This window comes from Halorientalis sp. (assembly GCF_028275115.1).
Taxonomy (GTDB): domain Archaea; phylum Halobacteriota; class Halobacteria; order Halobacteriales; family Haloarculaceae; genus Halorientalis.
Map to the genome: position 1 here is coordinate 46,779 of NZ_JAQCNH010000112.1, position 20,915 is coordinate 67,693.

Sequence of the window (20,915 nt, forward strand, 5' to 3'; positions counted from 1 at the left end):
TTCCATATTCGTTACGCTTATGCCTGTGACTGCCCAACTGCTGGTATGGCACAGGCGACGGACGAGGCAGTCGGATACGACGAGTTGGCGACGCTGAAGCTGCTGGCCATCGAGGGCGCTCTGGAGGGCCAGCAGAAGGTGTCGTGTTCGGCGCTGGCCGACGACCTCGACGCGTCGAACCAGACTGCCTCCCGGCGGCTCCAGCGGCTCGACGACGCCAAGTACGTCGAGCGGGAGATGGTCAACGACGGGCAGTGGGTCGAGATTACCGGCGAAGGCGAGTCGGCACTGCGTCGCGAGTACGCCGACTACCGGCGGATTTTCGAGCGCGAGGCGGCCATCGGACTCCAGGGATTCGTGACCAGCGGGATGGGCGAGGGTCGCCACTACATCTCGCTGCCGGGCTACATGGAGCAGTTCATCGAGAAGCTCGGCTACGAACCGTTCGCGGGAACACTGAACGTCGACCTCACCGAAGAGAGCGTCCGCGCTCGGGCTGGCATGGCCTCGCTGGAGCCAGTCACTATCGAAGGCTGGGAGGATGACGAGCGCACCTACGGCCCGGCCTTCTGTTATCCGGCGAGCGTCGAGGTCGGCGACTCGATCTACGAGCCGGCCCACGTCATCGCGCCCGAGCGGACTCATCACGACGAGGACCAACTGGAAGTGATCGCCCCGGAGAAACTCCGCGAAGCGCTCGGACTCGATGACGACGACGAGGTTACGATCAATGTCACGGAGCGATAAGATGCACACTGAGTCCAGAACCGGCGTCGATGCGGCGCTCGCAGCCTTCCGCGACGGCGAGCCAGTCCTGATCCACGACGCCGCCGACCGCGAGGGGGAGACCGACCTGGTCTACCCAGCGAGCGGCGTCACACCCGAGGCCGTCACCCGAATGCGCAACGATGCCGGCGGTCTAATTTGTACGGCGCTGAGCAACGAGGTGGCCGACGCCTTCGACCTTCCTTTCCTGCAGGACGTGATCGACCACCCCGTCGCCGGCGACCACGATCTCGATTACGACGAACGCTCCTCGTTCTCACTGACGGTGAATCACCGCGACACGTTCACGGGCATCACCGACGACGACCGGGCCCTGACCATCACCGAACTGGCCCGAGCCGCCAGCGAACCTGCCGAAGCGGACTTCGCCGAGGAGTTCCGCGCACCCGGCCACGTCCACCTGTTGCGCGCCGCGCCGGACCTGCTGGCGGACCGGCTCGGCCACACAGAGTTGGGCGTCGCGCTCGCCGCCGCCGCCAACCAGTCGCCGGCCGTCGTCGTCTGCGAGATGCTCGACGACGAAACTGGGGCGGCACTGCCCCCGTCGGCCGCCCGCTCGTACGGCGAGCGCAACGACATCCCCTACGTCGAGGGGAGCGAAATAATCGACCGACTCCAGTAGACCGCTATTTTCGCGCGGCGAAACCGTCCTGCGTGTTACACCCGGTTTCGAGAGAAAGACCGTCGTGGCGGGCGTAATAAACCAATAACCGCGATACAGAATTCGTCGAAGCGCTCTGCGGTCGACAACCTGCACACACTGGTGACCCGGTTGTTCGTCGTCTCAGGGCTGCATCGGGAGAGAGTCAGCGCAGACGTGCATGCGGTGGTCACTCCGCGACGCCGACTGGCATCTGGTTGCGGGGGGTCGTGAACGTGTCCTCGTCGTCGGTGACGACCCGGCCGGTGTTTGTCGTCGGCGCTGATAATGTACCCGCCACCATTGACACTCATGACGTGGTGTGACCAGTGAGTTGTCCTGACAGGGGTATCGCCGAAGCAGGCGTTCGGGTCCTGACCGTCGTCGGTCCAGGGTCGGTGGTACCCGGTCGGTTTTTTCAGTTAATTCGTAGCGAGACGTCCGGCTGGTTGGTCTGCGTCCCGCGGTTCGCGGAGCGAATCCACTCGTGAAGCGTCGAGGGAGACCGTCTCGGTGAACTCCTGAGGGCTAGATGCGTTCGTGACAGATCGCTGGCACCACAACCATCACCGCGACCGTTCGGCGGCGGTCGTCGCTCGCCAACCACTGGAGACCGTCCTCATTCCGTATCGCGAACGAGGATTTATCGTATTTCTGATGTGTGTCACTGGAAACCACCCTGCTGTGGGTCCACGAACACGAGTTCGAACGGAAGAGGAGGGACCAGGCCGCGACGGTCTCGCCCAGCGCGTCGAAGGCCTGGCGACGGTGCGCTCCAACGGGGGTGGCGGTTGCGGTCACACCGACGTTTCCGGTCGGTTCGGGCGACAGCGCCGATACAATCGGGTCGAGTGCAGCGTCCAGCGCGAGCAGGGTGGGGTAATTCACATTTCCGATATTCTTCCAGATCACAGTACGCAGATTCAGAGTCTTCAGTAGGGCGGCCTCGGTCTGCTGGTTGTGTCGGTGGGGGGTGAGGCCTGTCATCGGCCGGCACGGCACGAAAACTGTTAAGACCGGATTGGGCCAACCTATGGCCAATGGGATTCGACGAGATGGATGTCGACACGATCTGGCAGGACGGCGAGTTCGTCGACTGGGAGGACGCACAGGTTCACGTTCTCACACATGGACTCCACTACGGCACCGGCGTTTTCGAGGGGGTCCGGTGTTACGATACGGAGAACGGCCCGGCGATATTCCGCTGGGAGGAGCATCTCGAACGGCTGTACCAGTCGGCCAAGCCGTACGACATCGACATTCCGTTCAGCCGGGCGGAACTGACAGAGGCCACGGAGGAACTGATTCGTCGCCAGGACCTGACGTCCTGCTACATCCGACCGGTCGCTTTCTACGGGTACGAGGAACTCGGGCTGAACCCCTCGAACTGCCCCGTTGAGGTCGCTATCGCCGTCTGGCCGTGGGGCACGTACCTCGGTGAGGAGGCGCTGGAGGAAGGCGTCGACGTGTCGATCTCCTCGTGGCGCAAGTACGGGTCGGACCAGATCCCGACCAACGCGAAGACCACGGGCCCGTACGTCAACAGCGTCCTCGCGAATCTGGAGGCGACGGGCAACGGGTACACCGAGGCCATCGTCCTCAACGGCGAGGGGAACGTCGCCGAGGGTCCGGGCGAGAACATCTTCCTCGTCCGTGACGGCGAAATCTACACTACGGGACTGGCCGAGTCGATCCTCGACGGTATCACACGCCAGTCGCTCATCACCATCGCTGAGGACCTGGGATACACCGTCCACGACGACGCGACGATCTCCCGGGGCGAACTGTACACCGCCGACGAGTTGTTCTTCACCGGGACGGCGGCGGAGGTCACACCGATCCGAAGCGTCGACGACAACGAGATCGGCAGCGGCACGAAAGGGCCGGTCACCGACGAACTGCAGTCGAAGTTCTTCACGGTCATCGAGCGGCGGACCGACGAGTACGCCGAGTGGTTCGATTACCTCTAGCGGTTCCGCGTCGGTCGCGCAACGGCGTCAGCGCCGTGCCGTTCGGGAACACCTGTCGTGTCCGCCGACCCTGCGGGACGGCGGATCGAGTTGCTCACGGCGGTGGATGGGCCAAAGAGGAGCGGCGCAGTCCAGGTGTGGCACACTCGGCTCAGTCGTCGCTACCGTCCCCGTCTCTGGACAGTTCTTCGGTGACGCCGATCGTGACGCTCTCGTCGCGTGACTCGCCGAATCCAGCGCTGAGGATGCGCGTCAGGGCGTCCTCGACGCGCTCGTCGAGTTCCTCGTACTCTTGGGGTTCGACTTCGATGACGAATCCCGTGGTGATGTTGGGTGCGGTCGGGAGAAAGAGGACGTCGCGGCCGTCCTGTGTCTGCTTGCCGGTTTTGAACGCGGTCATCCGCATCCCGTTCCACGTCTCGATTTTGACCGGCGTCTGGAGGTCGTCGGTGCCCGAGACAGCGGTTTCGACCGCCATCTTCGAGGCGTTGTAGACCACTCGTAGCCCGGGCAGGCGGTTCATCAGGTTGTCGAGGAGATCCTCGAAGATGTCGCCGAACGCCGTGCGGCTGAGATAACCAACGGACAGCACAAGCAAAGAAAAGACCACGAGGGTCGTGAACACACGAATCAGTCCCAGTGCCTGCGACGGCACCCCGACGCTCGTCAGCGCTTGGAAGTCGATGTTGAAGATGGCCGTCGAACTCGCGATAATCCCGTAGAGGTACGCGATGACATACAGGGTGACGATGACGGGCAGGAGGACGATGAGTCCGCTCGCGATGTCCCGTTTCCAGGAAGCCATGTACGGTACTGAATTTTTCTCTGCCTCACTTTATTACCTGACGATTGCCCGCAGGGCGAACGTCAGGTTCTCCCGGCGCTCGGCGACGCGTCGGTAGAAGTACGACAGCCACTTGTTGTCGTAGGGGACGTACTGCCAGCCCTCGTGGCCGGTGGCCGGTCGAGTCTGTGCGGAGTCGCGCACACCTGTCAACATCTGGATTTCGTGTGGAGTCTCATACTCCTCGTAGAACCGTTCTGCGGCGGCGATCATCGGCGGGTCGTGACTCCCACCGTGATGCCGCCCGCCCGCTCGTCGAAGGCCTGCGACAGCAGTTTGCGATAGAGGTCCGTCATGGCGAGGTCTCCGAGGAGCGTACAGTACGTCTCGGTGTCCTCGTCGGCCGGGCCGCGCTCGTCGTAATGTTCACCCAGGTGGCTGAGGATCGCTCCGATGCCGCGGTCGTTGAGCCGCCGTGCCCGCTCCGGCGCCGCGGCCGCCGTCTCGCCGGCGACGAACCGACTCAGGAACGACGATATCGTACTGGCAGATATTGCTTCCGCGATACTGAGTTTATCGCCGGACGGAACCCCGGAGATTAAGGGACGCGCTGACCCAGCAACGGGCACGATGGACATCGTCGGCGTACTCGCGGTGGCGTTCTGGGCCATGTTACCTGCGTACGTGCCCAACAACGCCGCAGTACTGGTGGGTGGGGGGCCACCGGTAGACGGCGGGCGGACCTGGAACGGGCGGCGGTTGCTCGGTGACGGGAAGACCTGGCTCGGAACCGTCGGTGGCGTCGCGGCTGGCTCGGCGTTGGCACTGGTTCTGAACGCGGTCCATCCCGTCGTGTCGGGCGCGGTGGAGGGACTCCCGGAGTTCACGCTCGTCACAGCGGTCACACTCCCGGCCGGCGCACTGGTCGGTGATATCGTGGCGTCGTTTCTGAAACGCCGGACCGGGCGGAGACGGGGGGCGGCCTTCCCGGGGGTCGACCAGCTGGATTTCGTCGTCGGGGCGCTGGGGCTTACGATACTGCTCGCACCGGGGTGGCTCTTCGAGACGTTCACGTTCCCCGTGCTGACGGTCGTACTGGTCGTCACACCCGTCCTGCACGTCGGGACGAACCTCGTGGCCTACAAGCTCTCGCTGAAGAGCGAGCCGTGGTAAGGCCGAACTGGTGTCCTTTTTAGTCCAGGCCGGCGAGATAGGAGTATGACCACAGATAGGACGCTCCGGTTGGCGACCCGGGGGTCCGACCTCGCACTTCGCCAGGCTGCGACCGTCGACGAGGCCCTGAGCCGTCGACGGCAAGCGGTCGAACTCGTCGAGGTCGAGACGACCGGCGACCAGCTCCAGGACGACCTCATCCACCGTCTCGGAAAGACCGGAGCCTTCGTCCGTAGCCTCGACAAGCGGGTCCTCGACAGCGATGTCGACGCCGCCGTCCACTCGATGAAGGACGTGCCGACCGAGAGCCCCCCGGAACTCGTCGTCGCCGGCGTCCCGGAACGTGGTCCGGCCGGCGACGTGCTTCTGACTCCTGACGGTACCGCGCTGGCGGACCTCCCCGAGGGCGCGACCGTCGGTACCGCTAGCCTCCGGCGGGCAGCCGAGCTGCGTGCCGAGCGTCCGGATCTGGAGATCGAGCCGCTCCGCGGCAACGTCGACACGCGCGTCGAAAAGTTGCTCGCGCCTGCGCTCCAGCGGGAACACGAGCGGCGCCTCGAACAGGCTGCCGGTGACCAGGACGACGAGGACGGGGACAGCGTCGACGACCTCGACCTGGAGAGCCTCTCGGACGAGGCGCTGGCTGAGGTCGAGGAGTGGTTCGACGGGCTCCACGAGGTCGAACGCCGCGCCACCGAGCGCGAGATCGAGGTCGAGTACGACGCCATCGTTCTCGCGGAGGCGGGGCTCGCCCGGACGGGGCTGCTCCACGCGGTAGCGTTCGAGCGGCTGCCGACCGACCGGTTCGTCCCCGCGCCTGGTCAGGGCGCGCTGGCAGTGACGGCACTCGACGACGAGATGGGCACCGAGATTCACGAGCGGCTCGACCATCCGCCGACACGGGTGGCGACGAGCGTCGAGCGAATCGTCCTGGACGAGTTGGGTGGGGGCTGTGTCGCGCCTATCGGCGTCTACGCCACGGTGCAGGGGACTGTCGTCCACACGGTCGTGCGCGTCCTCGGTCGTGACGGGACGGAGGAGGTGACTGCCTCACGCGATCTCCCCGTCGAACACCACGCGCGGGCCGCCAGCAATCTGGCCGCCGACCTCCGCGAACAGGGGGCGGCCGACCTGATCCAGCGGGCCAAACGCGAGGAGCCGGACGAACGAAAACGGGAGAACTCTTAATCGGGGACACGAAAAACCGCTCATCATGACAGATGACACTGACATCGCACCGGGGAAGGTCTACCTCGTCGGGAGCGGTCCCGGCGACCCCGGTCTCCTGACGGTCAAAGCGAAACGCCTGCTGGACGATGCCGACGTGGTTCTCCACGACAAGCTCCCCGGCCCGGACATTATCGGGATGATTCCGGAGGAGATCCGCGAGGACGTCGGCAAGCGTGCCCGCGGCGAGCGCACCTCCCAGCAGTACACGAACGAACGCCTGGCCGAACTCGCCCACGAAGGCAAGACGGTCGTCCGGCTGAAAGGCGGCGATTCGTTCGTCTTCGGGCGGGGCGGCGAGGAGATGGTGTATCTCGCAGAGCACGGCGTTCCATTCGAGATTGTCCCCGGCGTCACCTCCCCCATCGCCGGTCCCGGTGTCGCGGGGATTCCGGTCACTCACCGCGATTACGCCTCCTCCGTGTCTTTTGTCACCGGTCACGAGGACCCGACGAAGAATGACTCGGCGGTCGACTGGGCGGCGCTGGCCGACACCGGCGGCACCATCGTCGTGCTGATGGGCGTCGGAAAGTTGCCCGAGTACACCCGCGAACTCCGGGACGCCGGAATGGGACCGGACACGCCGGTCGCGCTGGTCGAGCGCGGGACCTGGCCCGACCAGCAGGTCGCTACGGGGACGCTTTCGACCATCGTCGAGGCCCGCGACGACCTGGGAATCGAACCGCCGGCGATCACCGTGATCGGCGAGGTGGCCCGCGAACGCCAGCGGGTCATCAAGCTACTCGAGAACGGGGCCGAGAAGTCGTGACCGACCGTCCCCGCGTTGCCGTCTTCCGTCCCGGTGACGAGCGCATCACCGACGCCGTCGGCCTGCTCGACGAACTGGCGGCCGACCCGGTCCCGGACCCGATGCTTGAAGTCGATCCGACCGGTGCCGTCCCCCGGATCGACGCCGACTACGCCGTCTTCACTAGCAAGACCGGCGCGGAACTGATCGCCGACGCGGGCTGGACCCCGGGCGAAACCGCAGTCTGTGCCATCGGCGACCCCACGGCGGCCGCCCTGACAGCCGCAGGCTACACGGTCGATCTAGTCCCAGCGGAGTTCTCCTCGGCCGGGCTTGTCGATGCCCTCGAAGGCACCTGCGCCGGCGAACGCGTCGAGATCGCCCGGAGCGACCACGGGAGCGCGGTGTTGCTCGACGGGCTGACCGATGCGGGCGCGTACGTCCACGAAACAGTGCTGTACCGACTCGGCCGGCCCGAGCAGGCAGGCGAATCCGCGGAGTTGGCGGCTGCGGGAGAGTTAGACGCTGCACTCTTTACCTCTTCGCTGACCGTCGAACACTTCCTGGCAGCCGCCGCCGACCGCGGCGTCCGGGACGATGCCATCGCGGGACTGGCGGACGCCGTCGTCGCCGTCATCGGTGAGCCGACCGCCGAGACGGCCCGGTCTCACGGGGTGGACGTCGACATAGTTCCCGAGCAGGCCGACTTCGAGGCGCTGGCCAGGGACGCGGTGGCGGCGGCCAGCGCTGAAAGATAATCCGTGGAGGACTGTTATTTTTCGGCGGTCAACGTAACGTTTCGGGCCCGGAACGCGCAACCTTCCTCGAAGACGGCCATCATCGGTTCGGTCTCGAATGGGCGGAACGTGATACGGTAGCCCCGGCGGCGGTTCTCACCGGAGATGCGGTAGCGGCCGTTCCGGTAGCCGGCGGTCGTGACTCGCACGTCGTGGCTCGTACCCTCCAACTCGAAGGCGAGGCAGTCGCCGGGTGCGGCCGCGAGCAGGCGGGCGCGGTCCGGTTCCAGTGCCAGTGCGTCCGCAGCGTGGTAGTCGTTGCAGCCACCGTCGTCGACATAGGTGGCGTCAATACCGTCGGTCGACTGGTGAAGGATGGTCCCGTAGTCGGCAGCGGGATTGTGCAGGTGGACGGCCACACGGTCGCCGGCGGGCGGGAACCGCGGCGCGACGAGCCACTCCCTGCACGTCTCGAAGTCCTCGCGGCGGACGCCGTGTGACGCCATCGCCGCCTCGTCGGTGGCGGCGTAGTCCCGGACGATGCTGGTGGTTTCACCGACCAGGAACGGGGTAGCGTCGCAGTCTGCCCGGGCAACAGCCGTTCCCTCGTCGTCGCCCGAGCCCGGTTTCTCGCTCAGTCGGACCGCGACCCACGTCCCCAGGGTGGCGCTCTCGAACGCCGACTCGGGGACGGCGGGGCCGGTGTGTGTCGCGGTGGCTGCCATGGCGGCGCGGGCGCGCTCCCGAACCAGCGGGTGGCTGTCGGCCCGAGCGCGTTCCCGGAGCGCCTCGTCGACCCAGGACTGTTCGGTGACGGCGGCCAGACGGCAGGCGGCCTGGCGGACGCCGTCAGCCGCAGCGGTCACGAGTTCACGGAGTCGGTCGGATACCACGTCGAGCAGGCCCGGATAGGCGCGCTCGAGCGGGACCATCGTCCGTAGGACCGACACCTGTACCGGGTGGTGGTCGTCGAGCAACGCCCGTGTCAGCACGTCGGCATGGGGTTCGAGCAGTTCGGGGTAGAACGGCGCCAGCGAGGACAGGGCCCAGGCGGCGTTGCCCCGGACGCTTTTCACGTCGTCGAGCGGCGTGACGAGTGCAGGGATGGCGGCACGGACCTGCCACGGCCGTTCGGCAGCCAGCTCCGCCAGCGGACGCGTAACGCAGGCCCGCACGGCGGTCACCTGGTCGTCCAGCGCCCCGACCAGCGGGTCGACGATGGGGGCCACGGCGGTCGGTTCGGCGACCCCGACCTCGAACAGCGCGTTGGCCACGTCTCGGCGGACCGGCTCCTGGTCGTCGCCGAGGGCGTCGACGAGCCGTGTGAGCGACCCCCGCAGCCGCACCGGTTGCTCGGCAGCCGCCTCCCTGATAGTCCGGGCCGCGAGCCGTCGCTCGGTCTCGCTACCCTCACACAGCGCCTGCAGCGGGAGGTCAGCAGTCATGCCGGTCTGTGGTACGTGGTACCGCTACACGTTTCTAAGTCTTCCGGATATTCAGTGGGACCACCAGACGGCGGTCGAATCTGCTCGCAACGCCTCGACCCGTGGACCGGAGGTTTAAACCCGAGACCGCGATAAGAAACGCGCGATGGCCGGCCCAGTGCAAGCGCTCGAGGATCGTGCCGTGGCGTGTGCAGACCGCCTCCGGTCCGCCGACCGGGTACTGCTCGCATCACATATCGACGCGGACGGACTGACGAGCGCAGGAATCGCCGCGAGAGCCCTCGAACGGGCCGGAATCGGGTTCGAGGTCGTGTTCAAAAAACAGCTCGACGACCACGAGATCGCGACGATCGCGGCCCGCGAAGAGACGACAGTGCTCTTTACCGACTTCGGGAGCGGCCAACTGGACACCATCGCCGCCCACGAGGCCGCGGGTGACTTCACGCCCGTCATCGCCGATCACCACCAGCCGGCAGCAGCAGACACCGAGTACCACCTGAACCCGCTGCTGGAGGGCCTCGACGGCGCGTCAGAGCTGTCCGGAGCGGGCGCGAGCTACGTCCTCGCACGGGCGATGGAGGGGCTGGGCGTCGACAACCGCGACCTGGCCCGTCTCGCCGTCGTCGGTGCCGTCGGCGACATGCAGGCGGTCGGGGGCGAACTGGTCGGCGCGAACCAGGGCATCGTCGCCGAGGGCGTCGAGGCAGGCGTCCTCGAAGAGGGGGCGGACCTCGCCTTCTACGGGAAACAGACCCGGCCGCTCCCCAAACTGTTGGAGTACGCGAGCGAGGTGCAGATTCCGGGCGTCTCCAACGACCAGAACGGAGCGATCCGGTTTCTCGATGAGTTGGGGCTAGACCTGAAACGCGACGGCGAGTGGCGTCGCTGGGTGGACCTGGACCACGGGGAGCGCCGGACCGTCGCCAGTTCGCTCGTCCAGCGAGCGCTCGAAAAAGGCGTCCCCGCCGACAAAGTCGACGGAGTTGTCGGGACGACCTACACCCTGTTGGCCGAACCCGAGGGGACCGAGTTGCGCGACGCGAGCGAGTTCTCCACGCTGCTGAACGCGACCGCTCGCTACGAGCGGGCCGACGTTGGTCTGGCGGTCTGTCTCGGCGACCGCACCGACGGGTTGACACGGGCGCGCAGGCTCCTGCGCAACCACCGGCGGAACCTCTCGGAGGGGCTCCAGTGGGTCAAAGAGGCGGGCGTCACACGGGAGGACCATCTCCAGTGGTTCGATGCGGGCGAGGAGATTCGCGAAACCATCGTCGGTATCGTCGCGGGGATGGCCGTCGGCGTCGACGGCGTCGACCGTGATCGTCCTATCGTCGCCTTCGCCCGGAAGAACGACGAGGAGACGAAAGTGTCTGGCCGGGGCACCGGGCGGCTCGTGGCACAGGGCCTCGACCTCTCGGCGGTGATGGGCCAGGCGAGCAAGGCCGTCGGCGGCGGCGGCGGGGGTCACGACGTCGCCGCCGGAGCGACCGTCCCAGCGGGCCGAGAGCAGGAGTTCGTCGAGTTGGCCGACGAACTCGTCGGCGACCAGTTGCGGTAGTCGAACCGTATGCGGCGATTCGATATAGCGGTCTGCGGTTTACTCCGGAGCGGTCGGCAACGGCCACCAGGCAGAAGCCGGTCGAAATCCCAGTAATGTGTCATGATCGGGTCAGATGTCGCCGAGAACGCCGGACGCGAGCGACTCAGCTTCGGCGCGGGCTTTGCCTTCGGCGTGATATTTACCGTGTCGGTCCTGGCGGTGGTCGTCACGACGGTCGTCCCGCGACCGGTCGCGCTGTCGAGTCTGCTCACGTCGGCGGTGTCGCTACCCGTCGTCGCGACGGTAGCCGGCGTCGGGTTGGCCGGCGTCACGTTGTTTGAGGACACGGGCAGCGAGTAGCGGATGTTTTAGTTCTGGCCCGACGAGAGAGAGATATGGCCGATTTCGACCCCGAGCAGTTCGAGGACAAGTACGCCAACTACTTCACCGAACTCCAGCGGGCCTACAAAAACGCCTTCGAGACGATGAACGACCGCTACGACTCGGAACTGGTCCACGCCATCGACCAGTTCGTCCTCTCGGAGAGCGAACCGTTCTACGAGGGGACCGCGGACCAGGGCTCCGCGGACGGGCCGAGCGGGCAGAGCCCGCGAGAACACGACGGCCAGTTCCGGATCGAATTACCAGAGGATCCCTACGACCGGCTTCAGGGTGTTATCGTCGCCGAGGAGCAGTTCGACGAAGTCATGGACCGATATCTCGACGAGATCGAGACGGAACTCCAGCGCGTGTTCGGGCTCGACACGGGCGAGTAGGCGGTCGGATAGCTGGCGCGCGACGAAGTGATACGAGTCGGCAGCACGTCTCACCGGGCACACGGCGGGAGGAACAGGTGGGCTACTCGCGGGTCGTCCGCACGGGTGACAGGGTCGTCGTCTCGGGAACGACCACCACGAACGACACGGGCGGTCCGGTCGCCGTGGGCGACCAGCACAGGCAGGCGAAACGCGCCCCGGGACTCGTCGAGTCGGCACTAGAAGCGACCGAGACGGCCACGGACAAGATGACCCGCATCCGAATGTCCGTCACCGGTGCCGACGACTGGCCAGCGGTCGACCGTGCCAACCGCGAGGTCTTCGGCACGGCAAACCCCGCCGAGACGCCGGTGCAGGTCAAAGCCGTCGTCGGTTCGGTCTGAGGGTGCCGTCCCGTCTGGAAGTATGTGTCAACTGTCATCACGAGCTACTGATCAGATAGTCATCACTCTCGCCGGCGTCGTACTGTGGCCGGTTCGGTCAGTCTCGTCCCGTGGCGGGGTAAGACGGTGGCAGAACTGTTCTCGGTCGAACAGTACGTCGAAAGCAACACATAACACCCTGGGGGGTCAGGTTGGCGACAACAGAGCATGTCCGACGGACCGGCGGCTGACGACGCGGTGACGGACGGGGGCCAGAACTCCTGGGTCGCGAACTACTTCGGGTTCGCCGAGCACGGTACAGACCTGCGGAGTGAGATCGTCGCTGGGGTCACGACGTTCCTGACGATGAGTTACATCGTCGTGGTGAATCCCGTGATTCTGACGGCGTATCCGGACGATGGGACACCCGGTGGCATCGCACTCGCAGGGCACAGTCCAGGCGAGGTGTACCAGATGCTCGCAGTCGTCACCATCCTCGCGTCGGCGGTCGCCATCTTCGTGATGGGGTTCTACGCGAACCGGCCGTTCGGGCTGGCACCGGGTCTGGGGCTGAACGCTTTCTTCGCGATCACCGTGGTCGGCGTGCTGGGCGTCCCCTGGCAGACGGCGCTGGCGGCCATCGTCGTCGAGGGGATCATCTTCGTCGTTCTGACGGCGGTTGGTGCGCGCGAGTTTGTTATCAATCTGTTCCCGGAACCGGTGAAGTTCGGGGTCGGGACCGGGATCGGACTGTTCCTGGCGATCATCGGCTTCCAGGCGATGGGCATCGTCGTCGACGACCCCGCGACGCTCGTCGGCCTCGGGAACGTCGCCAGCAATCCGGTCGCGCTCCTCTCGGTGATTGGTCTGTTCATTACGTTCGCGCTGTACGCGGCCAAGGTGCGAGGCGCAATCATCGTCGGCATCGTCGGGACGACGCTGATCGGGTGGGGCCTGACAGCAGCAGGCTTCTTCCAGCGGGGTGTTCTCACGCCCGCCTCGATTCCATCGCCCCAGTACGACATCAGACCGCTCGCAGGAGCCTTCGTCGGCGGGTTCAGTAACGTCGAACCGTTCGTGTTCTCGCTGGTCGTGTTCACCTTCTTTTTCGTGGACTTTTTTGACACTGCGGGAACGCTCGTCGGCGTCGGCCAGGCCGGTGGCTTTCTCGACGAGAACGGTGACTTCCCAGACATGGACAAACCGCTGATGGCCGACGCCGTCGGGACGACTGTCGGCGGGATGCTCGGCACTTCGACCGTGACGACGTTCGTCGAATCCGCGACCGGCGTCGAGGAGGGGGGCCGCACCGGGATGACCGCTCTCGTAATCGGCCTGTTGTTTCTGGCTTCGCTCGTTGTGGTGCCACTGGCGGCCGCGATCCCACAGTACGCCTCACACATCGCGCTCGTGGTCGTCGCCGTCCTGCTGATGCGCAACGTCACCGACATCCAGTGGAACGACTTCTCCCACTCTGTGCCGGCCGGGTTGACGATCATGGTGATGCCGCTGACATACTCCATCGCCTACGGCATCGCCGCCGGAATTGTCAGCTATCCCATCGTCAAGACCGCGCAGGGCGAGTGGCGCGACGTCCACGTCGGCCAGTGGCTACTAGCGGCCGCCTTCGTGGTCTACCTCGGTGTCCGGACCGGTGGAGTGTTGACTTCGATCGCCTGACCGCAACAGTTTTTGAGCCGACAGCTATCGTGAATGAACTGATGATTGTGAAAGTTGCCGGCGGGCGGCCCGCCGGTGCCCACCCTGCAATTTCGCGAGTCACCTGCCCTGGGCTTCGCAGTACTGGTCACGCTGGCGTTTTTTGCCGGCGGGACGGCCGCCGCCGCCGGCGGAACAGACACACCGAGCGACGGGTGTACCGTCGTGGTCGACGACGACCGAACGATTCTGGACCTGCTGAGCGACGACGACGGCGGGTCGTCGTGACGAGCCGGAAACGCCTGCAGTTGGTCACGGGGAACTGTCTGTCGCGGAACTGGCTAGCATCCGCCGGCCGCAGGCCGTCGATTCACCGGACGCGGGTTCGTCGAGCGCAGTTCCGGCTTTTTTCCTCGCAGTTTTATTGGTGATGACGCGCTCCGCGTGCCACCGGACGCAGAAAGCAGTGGAGACCAAAAGCCTAAGCACGGTGAAAGCGTATCGAACTATACCATGAGTACTGAGACAGAAAGCGGCGACGACCTTCGAGAGCAGATCACGAACTTCCTCCGCCGGAACTTCCCACAGATTCAGATGCACGGCGGGAGTGCGGCCATCGAGGACATCGACCGGGAGTCCGGCGAGGTCTCCATTCAGCTCGGCGGCGCGTGTTCGGGCTGCGGTATCTCCCCGATGACGATTCAGGCGATCAAGACCCGCATGACAAAGGAGATTCCCGAGGTCGAAACGGTTCACGCCAACACTGGCGGCGGCATGGGTGGTAACGAGGGTATGGCCGGCGGCTCCACTAGCCCCTCGTTCCCGGGCCACGAGTCGAGCGGCGGCGACGACAGCGACGAAGGGCCCGAAGCGCCGTTCTGAGGTCACCGACAGTTTTTTTCGGAACAGTCACCCATCGGGCGTAGAGTACTTAATCCGTCGAGACGTGTCGTCTAACCTGTCATGACTGAGACCGGGGCGTCGAACGTGTTGTTCGTCGTGTTAGATACGGTTCGGAAAGCGAATCTCACGCCCTACGGTTACGACCGGGAGACGACGCCCACGCTGGCGGCGTTCGCGTCGGAAGCGACGACCTACGAGCAGGCCGTCGCGCCGGCTCCATGGACACTTCCGGTCCACGCCTCGATGTTTACCGGGCGGTACCCGAGCGAACACGGCGCGACACAGGAGACGCCGTACCTGGAGGGAGCGACCACGCTGGCGACGTCGCTGTCGGCCGCGGGCTACGAGACGGCCTGTTACTCCTCGAACGCCTGGATTACGCCCTACACCCGCCTCACGGCCGGGTTCGACACCTACGACAACTTCTTCCAGATCATGCCCGGAGACATCCTCTCGGGGCCGCTGGCCCGTATCTGGATGGCGATGAGCGGCAGTGACCGACTCCGATCGGTCACGGACCTCCTCGTCGACATCGGGAACAGGGTCCACGAACGCCTCGCCGCCGAGGGGGGCGGTGACACGAAGACACCGGCAGTGGTCGACCGGACCAAGGAGTTTATTTCGGGAACCGACGGACCGTTTTTCGCGTTTCTCAACCTGATGGACGCACACCTGCCGTACCGTCCGCCTGCGGAGTACGCCGAAACGTTCGCTCCGGGCACCGACCCATCGAGTGTCTGCCAGAACGCGAAGGAGTTCAACTCTGGGGCCCGCGATATCGACGACGCGGAGTGGGAGGAGATCGTCGGACTGTACGACGCCGAGATCAGGCATATGGACGACCAACTCGGCCGGCTGTTCGGCTGGCTCCAGGCGACGGGCCACTGGGAGGACACGACGGTCGTCGTCTGTGCCGACCACGGTGAACTCCACGGTGAACACGACCTCTACGGCCACGAGTTCGGCGTCTACGATCCGATTGTGAACGTCCCACTCATGATCAAACATCCCGACCTGCCAGCGGGTGAGCACGACCAGACGACGACGGTCGAGTTGCTGGACCTGTACCACACGATTCTGTCCGCGACCGGCGTCGACGCGGCCCCCGGCGGCGTCGGGGTCGACCCGGTGCGGTCGCTGCTGTCCCCGGAGTACCGGTCTTTCGACGGGGACGGGGGCGAAGCGGTCGTTCCCGAGCGGGGCCAGTACGGCTTCGTCGAGTACCACCGCCCCGTCGTCGAGTTGCGCCAACTCGAGAACGCGGCGGCCGACGCTGGACTCGAAATCCCCGACGAATCCCGGTTTTACTCCCGGATGCGAGCGGTCCGACACCCCGATGTAAAGTACATTCGCAACGAGCGCATCCCGGACGAGGGGTACCGTCTCAGTGCCGACCCCGAGGAGACGACGAACGTCGCCGGCGACGACGAGGCGGTCGCCGCCGCGGCGTCGGCGTTGGCCGCCTTCGCGGACGCGGTCGGCGCCGAGTGGCGGGCGGTCGACGACGACGACGTGCTCGAAGAGATGGACACCGCCACCAGAGAACGACTCGCCGAACTGGGCTATCTGGACTGATCGACCGCGGCGCAGGCACCTCTGCGTCGGAGCGGTCACCCACGAACGTCGGCGGGCGATTCGGTCCGCGGTTCCAGCGACGTGGCAACTCGCCTTCGGCGGCAGAAACGAGAGTCCCGCACCGTCTCCAAGGAGTTCCGGCGGGTATTAGTCCCGTCGGCCCGCGGCTTTCGATATGGCCAATCAACAGCTCATCGACGCGCTCAGAGACGCCGACGCGGTGACGTTCGGCGAGTTCGAGCTGTCCCACGGCGGCACGTCGAGCTACTACATCGACAAGTACGTCTTCGAGACCGACCCACGGTGTCTGGAACTGATCGCGGAGGCCTTCGCGGCGCGGGTGGACGCGTCCAAACTCGCGGGTGTCGCTCTCGGCGCGGTCCCCCTGGTGGCGGTCACGAGCGTCGAAACCGGCCGGCCCTACGTCATCGCACGCAAACAATCAAAGGAGTACGGCACCGGCAACCGCATCGAGGGGACCCTCGCAGAGGGCGAGGAAGTCCTCGTCCTCGAAGACATCGCGACCACCGGCCAGAGCGCCGTCGACGCCGTCGCGGCGCTACGCGAGGCAGGTGCAGTCGTCGACCGCGTCCTCGTCGTCGTCGACCGGCAGGAGGGCGCGACCGAGAACCTTGCCGAGCACGATGTCGAACTGGAGTCGTTGTTGACCGCCGACGACCTGCTCGAGGGCGCCCCCGAAGAGGTCGACGGCGAGTGACGTCTGCCCCGGCGTGAACGCCGAGACAGGGACCGACTGCCGTAGCCCGTCCGCGTCTGGCGAGCAGGAACCGTCGTGCCACACCGACAGCGTCCACGTGCCACGGGAGGCCGTCTGTGGACTCCGGCTAGCAGGCTACGGGCCTGTGTGTGGCCCGCACATCACCGTTGGGCCTTTGTGGCTGTACCCTCTACTGTGACCGATGGCAGACTTGGAACTCTACGAACTGGAGGGCTGCCCGTACTGTGCGAAGGTCATCGAGAAACTGGACGAACTGGACCTGAACTACGAGTCCCACATGGTCCCGCGGAGCCACGACGAGCGAACCGAAGTACAGGAGGTCAGCGGTCAGACCGGCGTTCCAGTCCTCGTCGACCCCGAGAACGACGTCGACGGGATGCCAGAGTCCGACGACATCGTGGAGTACCTCGAGAACACGTACGCCTAAATTTTTATTTCGTCGGGTTGCGCGCCCTCGGCGCGCAACCGCTCCTCGCAAAAATTTAGTATAAAAACTACCCGAACGCGAGCCTCAGGCTCGCGTTCGGCGAACCGGCGCGCTCCGCGCGCCGGATGCTGGCAGTGACCGCGGCCCGAGCGGTACCACTACCACACTTCGACCGCACCGCAGTCGCGCTATGTTCGTTCGATCTGCAGGTCCGCCTAGGTGGCCGGGACGGCCGCCAGCCCGTCCACTCTCCGGTTCACCGTTAGGTGCCACAGGTCATCTCGGACAGCGATCGAGATTCGACCGTGGGGACGGCATCACTTGTTCCACGGATATGTAATCGAAGGTCGAACTGGGTTGCATGCCGTGGCTACACAAGACTTTCACCGGATCGAACGGCCCGTCGTCACGTGGGAAAAGTCATCCCCGGTTTGGTTCTCGCGCTACTGCTGGTTTGTGCAGGGTGCAGCGAGAACATCTCGACATCCAAAGGAGACACCGCGAAGCCCACCACTGAACCAGCGCCTTCGGGGGCGGTCGTCGAGTATCGATCGCTGAATGACACCCAGCAATCGGCGTTCCGTGACGCCCTCCAGAGCGAGGTTTCCTTCCACCCGGACGTGCCGTATATAAACGAATCGCGGGGATACGACTCGCAGGCTGACGACCCGTTCCTCGTACACGACTACGTACGATACGACGGGGCATTGTATCAGGTCAGGACCGAGCGGGGTGAGTTGTACGCGTCGTACTCCCTCCGAGCATCGATCGGGAGCCCACCTAATCAATCGACTGTGGTCGGGTTCGACAGTCTCCCGGATCGTATTCGGGACGAGGTTCGAACGGCTATCACGGACGGTGGCTACCACGCACCATTCGGAAAGTGGGACTCACTCCCCGAACCGCTGGGAGATACGGAGTATATCCGCTATGGAAACCGAACGCACGAGATGCGATACATCGTCGGTGACGCCTACGAAACGGTGCTGACCGTGGAAGAGGTCGAATGATCAGGCCGGCGTCTCGTCGGCCCGTTCCTTGATCAGGTCTTTGAGGTCTTCCACGTCGCGGATGTTCTCGATTTCCTCGCGTTCGATGAGGGCGGTGCCGTCGACCGATTCCTGCTTCGCGCGGTCGACGACGTAGATGGAGGTGGTGCGGGTGACTCGTCCGACCGAGGACATGATCCGGGCGCGTTTCTCGGCGGTTTCGGTGAACTCCGAGTGGCCGGTGAGCATACTCCGTTCGCGGCCTTTCTCCTCGCTGATCGTCTTGAACGGCGCGCGGTCGGTCGGGTGCACGTCGAAGCCGACGCGGGTGAGAACGGCCACGACGGGTTCGTCGCCGGGGTCGACCGCGGGGTCGTCTGGCATCGGTTCATCTTCCCGGACCTCGTCGGCCCCGTCGATTACGTCGACGGGGGCGGTCAGCGGAGCCGCAAACAGCTCTTCGAGTTGGGTCGCCACCTCGACGGAGGCGTCCATGCCGTCCTCGTATTTCGAGACAGTGCGCCGGGAGACGCCGAGCTCCTGAGCGAGCCGGCCCAGCGACCAGTCCCGGTCTTCACGAGCGTCGGCCAGCACCTCGCTGTCGATGTTGACGTAGAGGCCACCGGGGGCGGCGTAGATCAGCGGCGGTACCTCCTCGACGAACAGGTCCATCGCGGTGTCGGGCGAGAGCACCGGCACGCCGTGCCGAAAGTAGACGACGCCGGGCTTGAGCTCCTCATCACGGGTCCGCAACCCGACGACGACGGGCGTCGCTCGCAGGTACTCGCCGAGTCGGCGCATCTCCGCGCCGGTCTTGCCGTCGAACGCGTCGATGTTCCCGAGTATCTTCACCAGTACCGTGTCCTCGCCGCGGCGAGCCGCCACGTCGAAGCTCTTGGGCCGGATCGCACACCGGTCGCTCACGAGAAACCCCGCGTCCCGCAACATCGCGGTTACGTTGCCGACCAGTGCGGATCGTGACATCGGAATACTATTCATAATTCCTCGTATAAAACGTTTGTGACGGCGGGATACGGCCCGTCCGGCGGTTTTAGACGTTCCGCTGCGGTAGTTTCAAATACCAAGATTCGACGAAACGTGTTACTCCGGCGGCGTCGAAGGGTCGGTCGTGACCATCGTCGGGCTGGACGACACCGATTCCCGGACGCGGGGGATGTGTACGACCTACGCCGCCGCACGGCTGGCCGAGCGGGTGCGCGAGGCCGGCGGGCGCGTCGAGCGCTTGCTCCTAGTTCGGCTCAACCCTGCCGTCGAGTACAAGACGCGGGGCAACGCCGCGCTGGCGGTCCACTGCGACATCGGCGTCGACGAGGCCTTCGAACTGTCGACGACTCTCGTGGACGAGACCGCCGAGACCGCCGACGACCGGACCAACCCGGGCGTCGTGGTGACCGACGACGACCTCGGTGAGCGAGCGGACTGGCTTCGGGCCCTGCCCCGGCGAGCGATCCGAGAGGTTCTCGACCCCGAGACCGACGTACGCGAGTTCCTCGAATCGGGTGGGTACCGCCACCGGGGCTGGGGGTCGGGTCGCGGGCTCGTCGGCGCGAGCGCGGCCGCCGGCGCGTGGGCCGGGTTGGGCGATAGAGGCCCCGTGGCCCAGCCCGCGGACTGGACCGACGAGTGCCTGACCTACCGCGAACGCGACCGCTGGGGGAGCGAGCGCGACGTGGACCCAGAATCGGTCTTTTCGGTGGCTGAGGAGTTTTACCCCGACATCTGGGACACGGTCGACCGCGGCGAGGGGGAGGCGGTCTGTGTCCCGAACACGCCCGGCCCCGTCCTCTACGGCATCCGGGGCGACGACCGCGAGAGCGTCGAGGCGGCCGCCGAGGCCATCGAGAGCGAGTCTATCGAACGTCGGGCGACGTTCGTCACGAATCAGGGGACCGACCAGCACCTCCGCTCCATCGAACCGAGTGGCATCGCCGAGGATCAGGCCGTCCGCGTCACCGGGGAGGTCGTCGAGGGGCCCGAAACCCGGGAGGGCGGGCACGTCTTCTTCACGCTCGGGTTTCCGGACGCGGCGGTCGATTCGCTCGCCTGTGCGGCGTTCGAGCCGACCAAGCGATTCCGTAACCGCGTGCGCGCGCTCCGGGTCGGCGACCGCCTGACCGTCTGCGGGGAGGTTTCGGGTGGAACCTGCAAGCTGGAGAAGTTCGCCGTTCGCGACCTGAATACCACGGCACTGGTCACCCCGGACTGTCCCGAGTGCGGGCGGTCGATGAAGAGTGCGGGCGCGAACGCGGGGTATCGCTGTCGGGACTGCGGGACCGAGGCAGAGGGGAAGGTCGAACAGTCGATAGCGCGCGATCTTGAAGGGGGCTGGTACGAGGTGCCGCCGTGTGCGCGACGGCACGTTGCGAAGCCATTAGTGAGAGGTGGGTTCGACGGGGAAACGCATCCCGAGCGAT

At 65.7% G+C, this 20,915-nt stretch carries 23 protein-coding genes and 1 pseudogene; 19 read left to right on the top strand and 5 right to left on the bottom strand.

The window, feature by feature from the left end; genetic code table 11:
• Window positions 1-45: 45 nt before the first annotated feature.
• Both Q0964_RS15065 and ribB read left to right on the top strand, forming a co-directional pair.
• Window positions 46-747, top strand: coding sequence for a DUF120 domain-containing protein (locus Q0964_RS15065; RefSeq protein WP_299269138.1), 702 nt, complete (start codon window positions 46-48; stop codon window positions 745-747).
• Entirely contained in the window at window positions 731-1,408 is a 678-nt protein-coding gene (gene ribB / locus Q0964_RS15070; RefSeq protein WP_299269140.1) for a 3,4-dihydroxy-2-butanone-4-phosphate synthase, read from the top strand. Before Q0964_RS15065 ends, ribB begins: the two co-directional genes overlap by 17 nt.
• Before the next feature lie 546 nt (window positions 1,409-1,954).
• Here ribB and Q0964_RS15075 read toward each other — a convergent pair.
• Entirely contained in the window at window positions 1,955-2,413 is a 459-nt protein-coding gene (locus Q0964_RS15075) for a hypothetical protein (RefSeq protein ID WP_299269141.1), read from the bottom strand.
• Between the two features lie 53 nt (window positions 2,414-2,466).
• On the opposite strand from Q0964_RS15075, the gene Q0964_RS15080 reads away from it, so the two are divergent.
• Window positions 2,467-3,396: a branched-chain amino acid transaminase gene (locus tag Q0964_RS15080; protein ID WP_299269143.1), complete on the top strand. Its 930-nt coding sequence runs from the start codon at window positions 2,467-2,469 to the stop codon at window positions 3,394-3,396.
• A gap of 151 nt (window positions 3,397-3,547) precedes the next feature.
• On the opposite strand, the gene Q0964_RS15085 is transcribed toward Q0964_RS15080, so the two are convergent.
• A complete protein-coding gene (locus Q0964_RS15085; RefSeq protein WP_299269145.1) occupies window positions 3,548-4,201 on the bottom strand; it encodes a DUF502 domain-containing protein in 654 nt (217 codons plus the stop codon).
• 33 nt (window positions 4,202-4,234) lie between these two features.
• A pseudogene (locus Q0964_RS15090) lies at window positions 4,235-4,719 on the bottom strand (hypothetical protein).
• 91 nt (window positions 4,720-4,810) lie between these two features.
• Here Q0964_RS15090 and Q0964_RS15095 point away from each other — a divergent pair.
• Genes Q0964_RS15095 through Q0964_RS15110 form a run of 4 tightly spaced genes read left to right on the top strand, consistent with a single transcriptional unit; the run spans window position 4,811 to window position 8,086 of the window.
• Window positions 4,811-5,353: a CDP-2,3-bis-(O-geranylgeranyl)-sn-glycerol synthase gene (locus Q0964_RS15095; RefSeq protein ID WP_299269147.1), complete on the top strand. Its 543-nt coding sequence runs from the start codon at window positions 4,811-4,813 to the stop codon at window positions 5,351-5,353.
• A 45-nt stretch (window positions 5,354-5,398) separates the two neighbouring features.
• Complete coding sequence (gene hemC / locus Q0964_RS15100; RefSeq protein WP_299269149.1) at window positions 5,399-6,541, top strand: hydroxymethylbilane synthase; 1,143 nt, start codon at window positions 5,399-5,401, stop codon at window positions 6,539-6,541.
• Between the two features lie 25 nt (window positions 6,542-6,566).
• A complete protein-coding gene (gene cobA / locus Q0964_RS15105; RefSeq protein ID WP_299269151.1) occupies window positions 6,567-7,349 on the top strand; it encodes a uroporphyrinogen-III C-methyltransferase in 783 nt (260 codons plus the stop codon).
• Complete coding sequence (locus Q0964_RS15110; protein WP_299269153.1) at window positions 7,346-8,086, top strand: uroporphyrinogen-III synthase; 741 nt, start codon at window positions 7,346-7,348, stop codon at window positions 8,084-8,086. The genes cobA and Q0964_RS15110 overlap by 4 nt, the downstream gene beginning before the upstream one ends.
• Before the next feature lie 14 nt (window positions 8,087-8,100).
• Here the strand turns inward: Q0964_RS15110 and Q0964_RS15115 are convergent, their stop codons facing one another.
• Complete coding sequence (locus Q0964_RS15115; RefSeq protein ID WP_299269155.1) at window positions 8,101-9,510, bottom strand: HEAT repeat domain-containing protein; 1,410 nt, start codon at window positions 9,508-9,510, stop codon at window positions 8,101-8,103.
• A 145-nt stretch (window positions 9,511-9,655) separates the two neighbouring features.
• Here Q0964_RS15115 and recJ point away from each other — a divergent pair, with 145 nt between their 5' ends.
• From recJ to Q0964_RS15170, 11 genes are all read left to right on the top strand, one after another.
• On the top strand, window positions 9,656-11,068 hold the full coding sequence (recJ, locus tag Q0964_RS15120; RefSeq protein ID WP_299269157.1) for a RecJ family nuclease: 1,413 nt from the start codon (window positions 9,656-9,658) through the stop codon (window positions 11,066-11,068).
• Between the two features lie 102 nt (window positions 11,069-11,170).
• Window positions 11,171-11,410 carry a hypothetical protein gene (locus Q0964_RS15125; RefSeq protein ID WP_299269159.1) on the top strand — a complete coding sequence of 80 codons (240 nt, stop codon included), beginning with the start codon at window positions 11,171-11,173 and terminating at the stop codon, window positions 11,408-11,410.
• A 35-nt stretch (window positions 11,411-11,445) separates the two neighbouring features.
• The gene (locus Q0964_RS15130) at window positions 11,446-11,826 is read left to right on the top strand and encodes a DUF5783 family protein (RefSeq protein WP_299269160.1); all 381 of its coding nucleotides are present in this window, start codon (window positions 11,446-11,448) and stop codon (window positions 11,824-11,826) included.
• A 77-nt stretch (window positions 11,827-11,903) separates the two neighbouring features.
• Window positions 11,904-12,209 carry a Rid family hydrolase gene (locus Q0964_RS15135; protein WP_299269161.1) on the top strand — a complete coding sequence of 102 codons (306 nt, stop codon included), beginning with the start codon at window positions 11,904-11,906 and terminating at the stop codon, window positions 12,207-12,209.
• 207 nt (window positions 12,210-12,416) lie between these two features.
• A complete protein-coding gene (locus Q0964_RS15140) occupies window positions 12,417-13,868 on the top strand; it encodes an NCS2 family permease (RefSeq protein WP_299269162.1) in 1,452 nt (483 codons plus the stop codon).
• A 75-nt stretch (window positions 13,869-13,943) separates the two neighbouring features.
• The gene (locus Q0964_RS15145) at window positions 13,944-14,135 is read left to right on the top strand and encodes a hypothetical protein (protein WP_299269164.1); all 192 of its coding nucleotides are present in this window, start codon (window positions 13,944-13,946) and stop codon (window positions 14,133-14,135) included.
• A 225-nt stretch (window positions 14,136-14,360) separates the two neighbouring features.
• Window positions 14,361-14,729 carry a NifU family protein gene (locus Q0964_RS15150; protein WP_299269166.1) on the top strand — a complete coding sequence of 123 codons (369 nt, stop codon included), beginning with the start codon at window positions 14,361-14,363 and terminating at the stop codon, window positions 14,727-14,729.
• 81 nt (window positions 14,730-14,810) lie between these two features.
• On the top strand, window positions 14,811-16,325 hold the full coding sequence (locus tag Q0964_RS15155) for a sulfatase (protein WP_299269168.1): 1,515 nt from the start codon (window positions 14,811-14,813) through the stop codon (window positions 16,323-16,325).
• A 175-nt stretch (window positions 16,326-16,500) separates the two neighbouring features.
• Window positions 16,501-17,043, top strand: coding sequence for an orotate phosphoribosyltransferase (gene pyrE / locus Q0964_RS15160; protein WP_299269170.1), 543 nt, complete (start codon window positions 16,501-16,503; stop codon window positions 17,041-17,043).
• Window positions 17,044-17,245: 202 nt separating this feature from the next.
• Entirely contained in the window at window positions 17,246-17,491 is a 246-nt protein-coding gene (locus Q0964_RS15165) for a glutathione S-transferase N-terminal domain-containing protein (protein WP_299269172.1), read from the top strand.
• Between the two features lie 305 nt (window positions 17,492-17,796).
• On the top strand, window positions 17,797-18,501 hold the full coding sequence (locus Q0964_RS15170) for a DUF7979 domain-containing protein (RefSeq protein WP_299269174.1): 705 nt from the start codon (window positions 17,797-17,799) through the stop codon (window positions 18,499-18,501).
• Here the strand turns inward: Q0964_RS15170 and Q0964_RS15175 are convergent, their stop codons facing one another.
• Window positions 18,502-19,464, bottom strand: a complete 963-nt coding sequence (locus tag Q0964_RS15175) for a transcriptional regulator (protein WP_299269175.1) — start codon at window positions 19,462-19,464, stop codon at window positions 18,502-18,504.
• Between the two features lie 145 nt (window positions 19,465-19,609).
• Between Q0964_RS15175 and Q0964_RS15180 the strand changes: the two genes are divergently transcribed.
• A partial coding sequence (locus Q0964_RS15180) for a tRNA(Ile)(2)-agmatinylcytidine synthase (RefSeq protein ID WP_299269176.1) occupies window positions 19,610-20,915 on the top strand: 1,306 nt, incomplete at its 3' end.

What these genes read in the sequence shown, in the direction of transcription:
- Q0964_RS15075 (WP_299269141.1), bottom strand. Translation starts at nt 2,413, where the DNA reads ATGACAGGCCTCACCCCCCACCGACACAACCAGCAGACCGAGGCCGCC.
- Q0964_RS15165 (WP_299269172.1), top strand. Translation starts at nt 17,246, where the DNA reads ATGGCAGACTTGGAACTCTACGAACTGGAGGGCTGCCCGTACTGTGCG.
- Q0964_RS15085 (WP_299269145.1), bottom strand. Translation starts at nt 4,201, where the DNA reads ATGGCTTCCTGGAAACGGGACATCGCGAGCGGACTCATCGTCCTCCTG.
- Q0964_RS15080 (WP_299269143.1), top strand. Translation starts at nt 2,467, where the DNA reads ATGGGATTCGACGAGATGGATGTCGACACGATCTGGCAGGACGGCGAG.
- Q0964_RS15095 (WP_299269147.1), top strand. Translation starts at nt 4,811, where the DNA reads ATGGACATCGTCGGCGTACTCGCGGTGGCGTTCTGGGCCATGTTACCT.
- Q0964_RS15150 (WP_299269166.1), top strand. Translation starts at nt 14,361, where the DNA reads ATGAGTACTGAGACAGAAAGCGGCGACGACCTTCGAGAGCAGATCACG.
- Q0964_RS15125 (WP_299269159.1), top strand. Translation starts at nt 11,171, where the DNA reads ATGATCGGGTCAGATGTCGCCGAGAACGCCGGACGCGAGCGACTCAGC.
- Q0964_RS15130 (WP_299269160.1), top strand. Translation starts at nt 11,446, where the DNA reads ATGGCCGATTTCGACCCCGAGCAGTTCGAGGACAAGTACGCCAACTAC.
- ribB (WP_299269140.1), top strand. Translation starts at nt 731, where the DNA reads ATGTCACGGAGCGATAAGATGCACACTGAGTCCAGAACCGGCGTCGAT.
- Q0964_RS15155 (WP_299269168.1), top strand. Translation starts at nt 14,811, where the DNA reads ATGACTGAGACCGGGGCGTCGAACGTGTTGTTCGTCGTGTTAGATACG.
- pyrE (WP_299269170.1), top strand. Translation starts at nt 16,501, where the DNA reads ATGGCCAATCAACAGCTCATCGACGCGCTCAGAGACGCCGACGCGGTG.
- Q0964_RS15140 (WP_299269162.1), top strand. Translation starts at nt 12,417, where the DNA reads ATGTCCGACGGACCGGCGGCTGACGACGCGGTGACGGACGGGGGCCAG.
- Q0964_RS15065 (WP_299269138.1), top strand. Translation starts at nt 46, where the DNA reads ATGGCACAGGCGACGGACGAGGCAGTCGGATACGACGAGTTGGCGACG.
- cobA (WP_299269151.1), top strand. Translation starts at nt 6,567, where the DNA reads ATGACAGATGACACTGACATCGCACCGGGGAAGGTCTACCTCGTCGGG.
- recJ (WP_299269157.1), top strand. Translation starts at nt 9,656, where the DNA reads ATGGCCGGCCCAGTGCAAGCGCTCGAGGATCGTGCCGTGGCGTGTGCA.
- Q0964_RS15175 (WP_299269175.1), bottom strand. Translation starts at nt 19,464, where the DNA reads ATGTCACGATCCGCACTGGTCGGCAACGTAACCGCGATGTTGCGGGAC.
- Q0964_RS15115 (WP_299269155.1), bottom strand. Translation starts at nt 9,510, where the DNA reads ATGACTGCTGACCTCCCGCTGCAGGCGCTGTGTGAGGGTAGCGAGACC.
- hemC (WP_299269149.1), top strand. Translation starts at nt 5,399, where the DNA reads ATGACCACAGATAGGACGCTCCGGTTGGCGACCCGGGGGTCCGACCTC.